This window comes from Chryseobacterium pennae (genome assembly GCF_003385515.1).
GTDB lineage: Bacteria > Bacteroidota > Bacteroidia > Flavobacteriales > Weeksellaceae > Chryseobacterium > Chryseobacterium pennae.
Window position 1 is genome coordinate 27,565 of the sequence record NZ_QNVT01000022.1, and the last position, 12,830, is coordinate 40,394.

At 36.1% G+C, this 12,830-nt stretch carries 14 protein-coding genes; 6 read left to right on the plus strand and 8 right to left on the minus strand.

Annotated features, from left to right (window positions below):
* Window positions 1-51: 51 nt before the first annotated feature.
* The 6 genes from DRF65_RS19600 (at window position 52) to DRF65_RS19625 (ending at window position 6,440) form a co-directional block, all read left to right on the plus strand.
* A complete protein-coding gene (locus DRF65_RS19600; protein ID WP_115972438.1) occupies window positions 52-1,101 on the plus strand; it encodes a glucokinase in 1,050 nt (349 codons plus the stop codon).
* 143 nt (window positions 1,102-1,244) lie between these two features.
* Window positions 1,245-1,811, plus strand: a complete 567-nt coding sequence (locus DRF65_RS19605; protein WP_115972439.1) for a YceI family protein — start codon at window positions 1,245-1,247, stop codon at window positions 1,809-1,811.
* 78 nt (window positions 1,812-1,889) lie between these two features.
* A complete protein-coding gene (locus DRF65_RS19610) occupies window positions 1,890-2,516 on the plus strand; it encodes a YceI family protein (RefSeq protein ID WP_115972440.1) in 627 nt (208 codons plus the stop codon).
* 239 nt (window positions 2,517-2,755) lie between these two features.
* Window positions 2,756-3,424 (plus strand): alpha/beta hydrolase, encoded by a 669-nt coding sequence (locus DRF65_RS19615; protein ID WP_115972441.1) that lies wholly within the window; start codon window positions 2,756-2,758, stop codon window positions 3,422-3,424.
* An 81-nt stretch (window positions 3,425-3,505) separates the two neighbouring features.
* Entirely contained in the window at window positions 3,506-4,849 is a 1,344-nt protein-coding gene (locus DRF65_RS19620; RefSeq protein WP_115972442.1) for an ammonium transporter, read from the plus strand.
* A 172-nt stretch (window positions 4,850-5,021) separates the two neighbouring features.
* Window positions 5,022-6,440 carry an L-serine ammonia-lyase gene (locus DRF65_RS19625; protein ID WP_115972443.1) on the plus strand — a complete coding sequence of 473 codons (1,419 nt, stop codon included), beginning with the start codon at window positions 5,022-5,024 and terminating at the stop codon, window positions 6,438-6,440.
* Window positions 6,441-6,633: 193 nt separating this feature from the next.
* On the opposite strand, the gene DRF65_RS19630 is transcribed toward DRF65_RS19625, so the two are convergent.
* From DRF65_RS19630 to DRF65_RS19665, 8 genes are all read right to left on the minus strand, one after another.
* Window positions 6,634-8,289, minus strand: coding sequence for a serine hydrolase domain-containing protein (locus DRF65_RS19630; protein WP_115972444.1), 1,656 nt, complete (start codon window positions 8,287-8,289; stop codon window positions 6,634-6,636).
* A 5-nt stretch (window positions 8,290-8,294) separates the two neighbouring features.
* On the minus strand, window positions 8,295-8,879 hold the full coding sequence (locus tag DRF65_RS19635; protein ID WP_115972445.1) for a YIP1 family protein: 585 nt from the start codon (window positions 8,877-8,879) through the stop codon (window positions 8,295-8,297).
* Between the two features lie 26 nt (window positions 8,880-8,905).
* On the minus strand, window positions 8,906-9,178 hold the full coding sequence (locus DRF65_RS19640; RefSeq protein ID WP_115972446.1) for a DUF2089 family protein: 273 nt from the start codon (window positions 9,176-9,178) through the stop codon (window positions 8,906-8,908).
* A 156-nt stretch (window positions 9,179-9,334) separates the two neighbouring features.
* Entirely contained in the window at window positions 9,335-10,177 is an 843-nt protein-coding gene (locus DRF65_RS19645; protein ID WP_115972447.1) for a prephenate dehydrogenase, read from the minus strand.
* 167 nt (window positions 10,178-10,344) lie between these two features.
* Window positions 10,345-10,788, minus strand: a complete 444-nt coding sequence (locus DRF65_RS19650; protein WP_115972448.1) for a DUF5991 domain-containing protein — start codon at window positions 10,786-10,788, stop codon at window positions 10,345-10,347.
* A gap of 15 nt (window positions 10,789-10,803) precedes the next feature.
* A complete protein-coding gene (locus DRF65_RS19655; RefSeq protein ID WP_228438817.1) occupies window positions 10,804-11,271 on the minus strand; it encodes a hypothetical protein in 468 nt (155 codons plus the stop codon).
* 69 nt (window positions 11,272-11,340) lie between these two features.
* Window positions 11,341-11,985 carry a hypothetical protein gene (locus DRF65_RS19660; protein ID WP_115972450.1) on the minus strand — a complete coding sequence of 215 codons (645 nt, stop codon included), beginning with the start codon at window positions 11,983-11,985 and terminating at the stop codon, window positions 11,341-11,343.
* Between the two features lie 23 nt (window positions 11,986-12,008).
* On the minus strand, window positions 12,009-12,812 hold the full coding sequence (locus tag DRF65_RS19665; RefSeq protein WP_115972451.1) for an SH3 domain-containing protein: 804 nt from the start codon (window positions 12,810-12,812) through the stop codon (window positions 12,009-12,011).
* Between the last annotated feature and the right edge of the window lie 18 nt (window positions 12,813-12,830).

Here is a 12,830-nt window from a genome sequence, read left to right on the forward strand (position 1 = left end):
TCTGTGCAGGATTTACGAAAACAATTATTATATTTGGTAAAATTTGAGGTTATGATTCTGAATCCAAAATTTCCACTTTATTTACCAGGAGTAGAGAACAGTAATAATGATAATGTTTCTATCATCGGAGCAAGTCTCCGTGAAGATATGACCATCTTAGGCTATTTTGTTTCCGGTAACGGAGGTCTTGAGATTAAAGCACAAAATACATATTCTACTAAGGAATATGCTTCTTTTAATGACATCTTAAAAAAGTTTATCCATGATAATGAGTTAGCTAACGTAAAACGCTTGGGAATGGCTGTACCGGGACCTGTCATTGACGGAAAAAGCAACCCCGTAAGATTAGGCTGGAACTTAGATGTTGAAGAATATAAAAGAGATTTCGGTTTTGAAAAGGTAGATATGCTGAACGACCTGGAAGCTTCTGCTTACGGAATGGCTCTTCTTGAAGATGATGATCTTGAAGCCATTTATACCAGCGGTCATCTTGAAAAAGGAAATGTGGCGATCCTTGCTCCGGGAAACGGATTGGGTGAAGCTGGATATTTCTTTGACGGGAAAAATTTAAGACCTTTTGCAACAGAAGGAGGGCATTCTGAATTTTCACCAAGAACCAATGTAGAGGTTGAGTTTTACCAGTTCCTTAATAATATCTATGGGATTGTAAGCTGGGAAAATGTATTATCCAAATCAGGATTATTCAATATCTATCGTTTTCTGAGAGATGTAAAAAGACATCCGGAACCTGAATGGTTAGGAGATCGTCTTGCCAATGGTAATTTTGTTGAAGAGCTTTATAAAGCAGCAGTAGAAGATAACGTACTGATATGTAAAATTGCTCTGGATACTTTCCTTGAGTTTTTGGCAAGAGAAGCCAATAACTTAACCTTAAAGGTAAAAGCTACTGGCGGATTGCTGATTGCCGGAGATATTCCTCAGATGGTAAGAGAATATATCGATAAAGCCAAGTTTTACGAAAAATTCAAGATCAGTGATAAAATGGAAGGAATGCTTAGAAACATTCCGATCTATCTGGTCAAGCAAAATCATACTGCATTAAAAGGGATGGCATTATATACAGCCTACTATCAAGAATAAAAGAAAGCTCCGAAGAAATTCGGAGTTTTTTTATGGGATGATATTATTCATAAAAATAATTAACTTTCTTGATATACATCAACGAAATCTATTGAATAAGATGGCTACCTTTGTGCTAAACTTAATTAAAATAATTCTAAACAATGAAAAAAATATTTTTATTAGCAGTATTAGCTGGTGGTTTAGCTTTCGGACAGTCTAAAAAAGTAGTAGCATCTGATGTTCACTGGTGGGGATATAAAGTAGCTAAATCTGAAGCTAGTTCTCACGACGGAACTGTGAAAGTGAAATCAGGAGATATGGTAATGAAAGGAAATCAACTTGTAGGAGGGAACTTCGTGTTGGATATGACTTCTATCAACGCGACTGACCTTACGGGAGAATACCAACAGAAATTAAACGGACACCTTAAGAATGGTGACTTCTTTGAAGTTGAAAAATTCCCTACTGCTACTTTTAAAATTACAGGAGTAAAGAAAAACAGTGATAAAATCTACAATTCTTTAGTAACAGGAACTCTTACTCTGAAAGGAAAAACAAGCCCAATTACTTTCCCTGCTAAAATTTCTTACAGCAAAGGAGTAGTAAGCCTGGTTTCAAATAAGTTCTCTTTCGACAGACAGAAATTTGATGTTGCTTACAAATCTACAATGCAGGACGTTTTTGTGAAAGATGATATTGATATGGTAGTAAAGGTAACTGCTCAATAAATTAATCAAAAAAAGATTATTAAAAGTGTAGAAGTTCTACACTTTTTTTTATTTTTGTTGAATTGTAAATAAAAAAGAATGAAAAGATTACTATTGTTTGCTATGGTGTGCGCAAGCATATCATTTGTTTCTGCCCAAAGGAAATTTGATAAGGTTTCGAAAGTGACTTCATCAGAGATCAGATGGTGGGGATATAAGGTTGTGAAAACTGAGGCTTCCTCCCATTCAGGAACGATAAAATTAAAAAGTGGAAAATTCAACTTTGACCATACTGTACTGGTAGATGGTGAATTCATCATAGATATGAGAAGTATGATGGCTGGTGATGTTTCTGATGAAGATCAGATCAAACTTACCAATGACCTGAAAAGTACCAACTTCTTTGAAGTGAAGAAATTTCCGGTTGCGAAATTCCATTTGACTAAAGTTATTCCTTTAGCAAACAGTGAGTATAATTCTACCGTATACGGAGATCTTACACTTAAAGGAGTGAGAAAAACAATTTCTTTCCCCGCAAATGTGTATGTTACTCAGTTTACAACTTCTATTGAATCTGCGAAGTTCTCTCTGAACAGAAGAGATTTCAAGGTATTCTACCAGTCTTCACTGAAAGATTACTTCATTAAGAACGAAATGGATATTCAGTTTAAGGTGTCTACTGAAAAGCTGGATAATGACAACAGAGTTCCTGCAAAGAAGAAATAAAATTAAATGTAATGTTGATAAAAAGAGCAGCTCTTAGGAGCTGTTTTTTTTGTGTAGGGATCTCTGTAGAAGGTATAGGTAAAATTATTTTGTCATTCAGAATGGATCCCGATATGGTAAACATTGGTTTTTATATAGATTTTATTTTCAAAAAGAGCTTTTAAGACGATTAAAGCTCTGCTGTTCAAGTTTTTTTAATCTGAATCGTAGCTTTTCCGCATTTTTCATAAATTAGTAGTATGAAAATTTATATTGTAAGCGGTCTTGGGGCAGACTTTAAGGTACTTGAAAGATTAGAGTTTCCCAAGCATTGTGAACTGATTTTTATAGACTGGCTCATCCCGGAAGAAAATGAACCTTTTCATACTTATGTTGAGCGGATGGCCGAAAAAGTAGATCCTTCTGAACCTTTCTGCCTGTTGGGATATTCTTTTGGTGGAATTATGATCCAGGAGATCAATCGGCTGAAGCCTGCTGAAAAAGTAGTGATTCTGGGAAGTATTAAATCTGATAAAGAAAAATCCAGATTCATAAAAACAGGAGAGGTAACCAAGATTCCCCGTATCCTGCCTGTAGGACTATTCAATGTGAAAGCAGCCAACGTATATGCTGTACTCAGAAAGCTTTTTGATCCTAAAAATCCGAGACTTCTTCAGTATTTCAGAGTAAGGGACCCTTATTATCTGAAATGGTCTGTAGAAAAAGTATCCGAATGGAAATTTGAAGAAAACCCAGAGGTCATCCAGATTTTGGGAGATAAGGATATTGTATTTCCCATCAAGAATTCAAAACCGGATTATGTGATTAAAGGAGGAACCCATTTGTTTCCGGCCACCAAAGCTAAGGAAGTTTCTAAAATCTTAAATGAAATATTCAGTGAAAAAACGGTGATGTTATTAAGTGAATAGTTTTTTTTAGGGGTGTTTGTCAAATAAATAACTTTTTCATGGTATTTATATGTAATTTTGATAGGGTTAAATATAAATTTTATGAAAATAGGGTTAAAGTGGATCGTTTCATTCTCTCTTATTGCATTGGTTGCTATTGGAGGGTTATTCTGGACTCCGGGTACAGATATTTCTGATAAAGGAGTATTTTTAACTGAAGATAAAATTGTAGGGGCTGACGTAGCCTGGATTTTGGCAGCAGCAGGGCTTGTACTGCTAATGACACCCGGATTATCATTTTTTTATGGAGGAATGGTAGGTCGGAAAAATATAATTTCTACAATGCTGCAGAGTTTTATTGCTTTAGGAGTAGTCTCTATCGTTTGGGTGGTCGTTGGTTTTTCATTATCCTTTGGTGAATCTTTGGGAGTTACCATTGCGGGTAAGCATTATGGAATTATTGGAAATCCATTAAGTTATCCTTTTTTTAATGGAGTAGGGGGGCTTCCCCATAGTATGATGGCTCCCACTATACCTTTTATTCTTTTTGCATTGTTTCAGATGAAATTTGCCGTTATTACTCCTGCGATCATTACCGGATCTTTTGCAGAGAGGGTCCGTTTCATTTCTTATCTTTTATTCATTGTGCTTTTCAGCATCTGTATTTATACTCCGCTTTGTCATATGGTATGGCATCCTGATGGTCTTCTCAACAAATATTTTGGAGTGAAAGATTTTGCAGGTGGCACAGTTGTACACATGAGTGCAGGCTTTGCAGCACTTGCCGGAGCTTTGGTATTGGGAAAACGGAAGAATCCACATCATGAACCTTCCAATATTCCTTATGTACTCCTGGGGACAGGGATGTTATGGTTTGGATGGTTTGGTTTTAATGCAGGATCTGCCCTGAGTGCTTCCGCATCTGCAGCAACAGCTTTTGGAACGACTACTATTGCTTCTGCTTCCGCTATGATGACCTGGATATTTTTTGACAGGATTAACGGGAGAAGTGTTTCTGCTTTGGGTGCCTGTATTGGTGCTGTGGTAGGTCTTGTAGCGATTACACCCGGTTGTGGATTTGTCAGTATTCAGGAAAGTCTTTTCATAGGATTTATTTCAGCAATTGTTTCTAACCTGATGGTCAACTGGAAAGCTTTAAAGAAGATAGATGATACCCTGGATGTTTTTGCCTGTCATGGAGTAGGAGGTATTATGGGAATGATTTTAACAGCTATTTTTGCTCATGGTGAAAAAGCCAGTCTTCTTCATGGTGGAGTTGAAGTATTCCTTCATCATCTGACTGCCTTGTTTCTGGTGTCTGCATTTACTTTTTTAGGATCTTTACTGCTGTATAAAGTAACCAATGCGATTATTACCTTAAGGGTTTCGGAGGAATCTGAGACTATGGGACTTGATCTTTCCCAGCATCAGGAGCACTTTAATTAAGTGTAATATTCTTACTTACGATTTCCTTTCAAGCTCATTTAAAGAAAATTGGAGAATAGATTTGAAACAGGTAAAAAATACATGATATAAGGCTGCTAATTGTGAAGTTTTACTATGCATATTATAAGATTTATCATGTATCTTTGCTTTTGAGGAAAATGAAGAATCATTTATGGAATCAATATCGGTTTTTGAGATTATTAAAGTAGGGATAGGTCCTTCCAGTTCACATACAATGGGACCGTGGAATGCAGCATCTGCATTTATTAGGATTATAAAAAGAGAAAGATCAATAGAAGACGTTAAAGAAGTTTTTCTTGAATTCTTCGGCTCACTTGCCAAAACGGGGATAGGCCACGGAACGGATATTGCCGGAATGCTTGGTCTGAATGGTGAAGATTACAAGACGATCAATACTACAAAAATTGACGAAAAAATAGACTATATAAAGAGTACCCAAACCATTAATCTTGGTGGTGAGAAGGTTATTCCGTTTATTTATGGCCATCACTTGATTTTAAATATGAAGAAATCACTTGATTTTCACCCGAATGGAATGATTTTCAGAGCTGTTTTTGAAGATGGAACCGAACTTGTTCAGGATTTTTATTCTGTAGGAGGTGGCTTTATTGCCAGTCAGGAAAAAAACTCAATAGAAAAGCAGTGTGTACGTACAATATATCCTTGTCATAAGGCTTCAGACATTGCAAAATATTGTGAGAAACTGGGACTTAAAAAGATTTCCGATCTGATTTTCATTAATGAAGAAAGCTGGAGAACTCAGGAAGAGACAAGAGAAGAGGCGCTTTACATCTGGCAGCAGATCAAAGAGTGTATTTACAAGGGCGTAAATAAGGAAGGAATTCTTCCCGGTGGATTGAATGTTTCGAGAAGAGCAGCAGGAATCAACAGAAAATTATTGGGTGATAAAATCTATAAAAATAAGGATGAATGGTTTCAGCAGGTTGTGGATGCCGAAGAAAACTTCACCAATATCAATAAATGGATTGCCTGTTTTGCACTGGCAGTAAATGAAGAAAATGCCAGCTTCGGAAGAATTATTACAGCACCTACAAATGGGGCAAGTGGCGTTATTCCTGCTGTTTTGATGTACTCTCAAGCGTTTACAGATTCTATCAGCGATGATGATATTGTCCGTTTCTTATTGGTAGCAGGAGAAATAGGGACTTTATTTAAGAAAAATGCAACCATCTCTGCAGCGATGGGAGGATGTCAGGCAGAAATCGGAGTTTCATCAGCAATGGCAGCAGCCGGACTTACAGAAATCTTAGGCGGAAGTGTAGGACAGGTATTGATGGCCGCAGAAATTGCGATGGAACATCACCTTGGATTAACCTGTGACCCTATCAGAGGACTGGTACAGATTCCATGTATTGAAAGAAATACAATGGGGGCAATGAAAGCAATTACAGCAGCTAATATCGCACTGGAAAGTGATCCTGCCAAAGCAAAAGTAACTTTGGATGAGGTGATCCAGACGATGTGGGAAACAGCTCTTTCTATGAGCGACCGCTTTAAGGAAACTTCTGAAGGAGGATTGGCCATTGCAGTGAATGTTCCGGAATGCTAGTTTAGAATATTATTCCGGAGGGTTATATAAACTCCATTATTTAAATATAAAATCCTTAGAAAAACATCTAAGGATTTTTTTTGTGAATGTTATTTTGTTGCGTAGTAGAACCACCCATCAGAAATTCAAAGAAATTTTGACACCCTCCAAGGGAGGGAATGATTATGTCTTCAACTGCAATATTAGTATGAAGCTATTTGCCGGGACTTTTTTTATTGAATAGATAAGTTTTCCCACCTTGTGTGAGGTGGAGCTGTTTATTTTCAGGGGTGAAAGAGAGTTTTAGACCAGCTTTTTCAAAGGTAAACTGATCTTTTTCTAGAGCAGTGAGTGGAAATTCCGGCTGATTGGTGCCCTGGGCATATAATGTGTCATCTTTAATCAATATCTTTAAACCCAAAGCAATATCTTTTGAGGTATAATCTCCTACATATTTTTCAAGGTCAGCAGCAGGTGTTTTAGTGTTATTAAATGCTGGATATTGATAATCTCTGCCATATACCAGATTCATGATGCCGATATAGAAGCTGTTTTGAGGGAAATTCTTACCGTTGATGGTTACAGCATAGGATAACTGATCTGTAGGTTCAAAGGATACTATAGAGTGGCTTCCTGCTGTAGTACCTCCGTGTCCATAGGATATGATGTTGTAAAATGGTATTTTCATAATTCCTGATCCAAATACTTTCTCTTTTTTATTGGAAATCATCATGTCAAGGGTTTCTTTTTTGATAAATGTACCATTGAATAGGGCATTGATAAAGATATTCAGGTCTTCCGGAGTGGAGGTGATGTCTCCTAATCCGATGCAATTGTGAAAATCAAAATCCTTTACTTCTTTCCAGCTGCCATTTTTTAATTCATAGGATTTAAAAATATTTTTTGGATTGTCAAGTACAGAAAAAGTATGGGGCATTGGTGCTTTGTTCAGAATGTTTTCCTTTAAAATCTCGTTATAAGGCTTCTTATAGATCTTTTCCAATATTCTGCTCAGGAGGAAATAAGCGGAGTTGGAGTATTTAAACTTTTCTCCGGGTTTAGCACTTACCTCATTTTTTTTGATGGCTTCAATAATGGCTTTATCTCCTACTGCTTTTCCAAATAGCCAATTGTTTTCAATAGATTCTCCTACATAATCTCCTAATCCACTGGTATGATTCAGCATCGTTTGGATGGTGATCTTTTCAGCGTTGGGAATTTCAGGATAGAATTTTGAAAGTGGATCGGTAAGGTTCAGTTTTCCTTTTTCTATAAGCTGAAGAAGCATTACCGCTGTCATAAGTTTACTGATAGATCCTATCCGGTATCCGGTATTTTGGTCATAAGCTGTATTTCCAGGAAGAAGATTCTGACCAAAGTTTCTCTTATAAACAGGTTTTCCATCTCTGAAGATGGCTATACTTCCGATTTCCTGATTATTCTTCACCATATAATCTAAGAATTCATCAATCTTCTGTGTGTTTATTGCTTTTCCATTAAGGTAGGAAACTTCGGAACTTTCCGGTTTAATAATATCCCTGTAAAGGTTTAAAGTCATTGTTTTACCATTCTGGATCAGGTTTCCTTCAAAATGATCTGTTTTGTAGATTCCTTTATAGCCGGCATTTATACTTCCTATTTCAAGACTGAGTTCGTTATTACTGAAATCTGTTTTATCTGTAGGAATTTCTTTAGCGCTCTGCTTGGGACTTATAAGAGTGGTGGTATAGCCTTGTGATTTCTTTGATATTTTAAAAATGACGGGCAGTTTCATGGTTTGGATGTCCACTTCACCATTCCAGGTTCCTTCAATCTGGGCGTGACAAAACTGTGCCAGACATGCCAGCACAAATAATAATTTGATTTTCATAGTATTTAAATAATTTTATTGATGATAATCTGGCAGATCAGAGAACTGATCATTGTTACGGCACAAAAAAGTACAATATGCTGCCATTTTTTAATGTTGGTCGCTGTTTTAAATCCATTATAAAAAAGGGTAACGCTATAAATAAGAGTGGTAATGGATATAATGGTCATAGAAATCATAATCAGGAAATCCACAAAAGGAAATGTTCCTGAGGGGTTAGCTTCGTAGTTGGCAACACTTTTTCCTGCGAGTTTAAGGGATGATATTTTTCCTGTGAATTGTAACAGGATCAGAAAGAGTTGGGAGATTAGAACAGTATTGACGATATCAATGATCCTTGTTTTTCCGTTCAGGATTTTGCCTAAAATAAAAAGAATGACAATTGCAGCAGAAAAGCTTAACAGAGTACAAACCGTTATCGTTCCAAGTGAAGCATTTTCTATAGAACTGATTCTGTATATACTGGTAAAGGCAGTATCTGTCCAATATCCTGCAATAATTGACAGAATGACAGCAAGGGTTCCGGCAAGAAGAAGAAGTTTTTCATCAAATCTTTCAAACGGATTGAAAATAGTTTTCCAGTTCATCATGAATGAGTTTACAGGTTAGTATGCGTTTACAGATTATTTTTCAGTTGTTCAACCTTTGTGATCAGGTCATCCATTTTATTTCTCATGGTGGGATAGGATAGGCCGGCCTGTTTGGCCATTTCTTTAATGCTCCCGCTGGACAGGAAAAAATTAAGGACAAAATCCTGTTCCTCACGATTCAGTTTAAGAAGAACCGGAAGTTCATAGTCACCACTTACCTCAGTTTTACAGGCAGGGCATTTCATTTGACTTACATTAAGAGTATTGTCACAACTTGGACAGACTATCGGTAACTTCATTGAATTTATTTTTTACGAAAGTAATATTTTTTTTAATAAAGTTAAAATATTTTTTAATTTTATTAAAATTAATTTTAAATAGGAACAAAAAAATAACCACAAAAAAAGTTATTTTGTGGTTAATTAAATATTTTTTTTGTATTGATTTTCAGTGGTTTATCTTAGGATTTCTCTGATTCTGTTGGCATTTGTAATCAGTTCTTCAAGGTATTCATAGTTTTCTTTTTCTAAAGCAGATTTGAATTTTCTGAGCTGAGTAATGTGTTCATTGAGAACGTCCAGAACATTTTCTTTGTTTTGTTTAAAGATCGGAACCCACATTTCCGGATGGGATTTGGCCAGACGCACGGTACTTGAAAAACCGGAACTGGCAAGCTGGAAGATGGTTTCTTCTTCGCGTTCTTTTTCCAGAACGGTATTGGCCAGAGCGTATGAAGTGATGTGGGAGATATGGGAAATATAAGCAGTATGAATGTCGTGATCTTCAGCATTCATATAGATGGTGTGCATTTCAAGGGCATTTACAATCCCTTCAACGATATTCAGAGCATCATCTGCGGATTCTTCTTTATTGCAGATCACACCGGCTTTACCTGAGAAACTCTCTGCAATAGCAGATTTAGGTCCATTGTTTTCTGTACCCCACATCGGGTGAAAGGCAACGAATCTCGAACGTTTCGGATGGTTTTTTACTGCACCTACGATTCCAGCCTTGGTAGAACCTGCATCCATAACTGTCTGACGATCTGATACAAGATCAAGAACGGCAGGTAGTAATTTTCTGGCCGCATCCACCGGAATGGCAAGGATGATAAGATCTGAATCTTTAATTCCCTTTTCCAGATCTGCTTCTGCGTCAATTATTTTCAAATCTAATGCTTCGGTGATGTGCTGCTTGCTGTTATCGATTCCGTAGATGAAGCTGGCAACGTTTTTTTCTCTTAATTTCAAGGCCATTGAACCTCCGATTAATCCTACTCCAATAATACTTATTTTCATCTTTTTAATTTTTTTTTAAATAAAAAAACCTCGTCAAGGACGAGGTTTTAAGTTATGTTCATAAGAATCCCTATCCCAGATCTGAGTTAAAAATTCTATAATAATATGTTCCGTTGTTAAAATTCACAAAGCGAAATTATAAAATATTTTTTAAAGTTGAGAACTTTTTATGATTTCTTTTTGAGCCGGATCGGAGTATTGTACTGCCAGTCCTTATTGGGAACTATATTGCTTTGAAGATAATATTTTCTATCTTTCCTGAATACAACAGCCAGAGTATCGGTGGGAGGATGGTTACTCATTGGACTGCCTTCAATCTGTTTGATGTATTTTACTATGATCTGTTTTTCATTTCCGGTGATACTGCAGACATCTGTAAAAAAGGTTTTGTAGCCAAGCCCCCAAAAAGTACAGCTGTCTTTGGTAATGGTGAGACCATAATCCAATGTCATTTCTGAGTTTTCATCCAGTTTTCCAAAATCATGAGAGATAGAATAGTCTCCTTTCCACTGGGTATGAATGGACGTTTCGGAATCTTTTGAAGATCCTTCCGGCAGGCTTTTACAGGAAATTATGCTGAGGAGTGAAAGTATTAAAAATATTTTTTTCATAATGCTAAAGATGTCTTAATCAGCACTGTGAATAATGGTTCTTTTTACGTTTTCACCTTTCTGTTCCAATTCAAGAGTGGTAACTCCGCCGGCAAATAAGAATTCGATTTCAACTTTATTGGAGGATACTTTGTAGCTAATAGTTTCCAGACCATCCTGATGAATTTCCTTTTCACTACTTTGTTTGGGTAATGTCGTAAGAAGAAGTTCTGCTTTTTCCACTTCTTTCTCTTTGATGGTTTTTTGATATACAACTTCCATTGTACTGTTAGGGAAAATGCACTCCAGCTCAGTTTCGTAGTCAGCTGTTTTTTCTGTACATTCTTTTAAAGTAGGGATTATTTTGCTTTCTTCAACAGGTTTTTCCGCCACAGGAGCTTGTACAACAGGACTGTCTTTCTTTATAGGCTCAGTTTCATTTACAGTCTGTTTTGAATCGTTTTTACATCCCGCTAGCAGCAATAAAAAACAAAATGGAATCATCTTTTTCATGGGATGAAGATAACTCTTTTTGTACTTAAAGTTTTCACTGTTTATGGGGATTTTTACCATTTAGGCATCATAGTAAAGTTCCAGTATCAAGTGTCCTTTTTCGTCACACCATTTTATCCATAAGCTTTGTTCATGATCATCTTTTACCATTAACCAACTTCCGGTAATTTTAATAGGATAATAAAAGCTGTCATCATCCAGTGGTTGTGATGGGGCTTTACTATCAGGCATTGTTCTTAAAGGGTTTTCTTTTTCATTGAACCCCACAGAGAAGACAGATAAAATATGCTCCTGAGTGGTCTGATATAAAAACAGTGGATCTGATTCTTTTATATATTTTATGGTATTTTCATTCACCAATACTTTATAAAATCCATTTTCATTGCCTAAGAATTTGAAAACCAAAAGGGTGTATTCAGGCTTTATCATGTAAGGGGTAACATCATCATCATTGAAAGTATCGTTCATTTGAAACGATTTCCATTCTGAATGATCTTTATTATAAAGTTTGATCCAATCCTTTTGCTGGTAAGTGTTTTTTAAGACGATAAAACCTTTATCTTCTTTTTCGTCTTTCTTTTCTGCAGGAGAAGTCACGGATTTTTCTTTATTGGAATCAGGCTTGAAAGGCTTTGTTGTCTTTTTATCCTGACAGGAAAATATACACAGACTTATTAAAGTAAGGGTAGGAAGTATTTTTTTCATGAGGTCTTAAATATATAAATCTTCTATTTGGATTGTATCCTGCTTTTATGGACATATCCTTTCTTTCCTTCCTGTGATGTAACGAACCACCAGTCGCCATTCTGGTCAGTCACTTCAATCTGTTCTCCTGATTTAATCTTCTGCAGCACTTGAGAGGTAATGCTTTTGTCTTTTCTCAGATTGGTATAGCCATCAGGATCCTGAATAAAATAAGCTGTATTCTGAATTTTTTCCGTTCTGCACTTTTTAGCCCTTACTTTTTCTTCCGGAATAGGAGTTATTCTGTCAGTCCATCCGGATTTTTGTATATTAATATTTTGAGGAATATCACAAATGTACATTACGGCATCCTGAGAAATATCTGACATTGTTTTATAGATAATATTCCGAAGAAGCCATGTATTATTTTGCATAATGACATTATATTCTTTTTCATAGTATCCGCGGTCAGGGAAATATGTTTTTACAGTAAATCCTTTTTCATTAAAAATAGGAATGATATTACCAATAATATTGCCGCCATCCTCAGAAAAGTTCCTTGTTTCCAGTGCTAGTGTATATTTTCCCTGCTGATTTCCTAAAAATATAAACAAATCCTCCCCTTGATAAGGCTTGTGGCTTACAATTTTATCAGTGATGCCATCTTTGTTAACATCAATGGTCTTTATGAAGTAATCTTCATTATTAACATAAGTTTTAAATGAACTTCTTTTGGTTTCATTTGAAAGCTGTCTGAGGCTGATCTTGTTTTTCTCAGAACTTTCTTTATGCTGAGAAGCGCAGGTAATGCTGATTACGAAAATAAATATAGATAATATATTTTTCATCTGTAACTTCTATTTTAA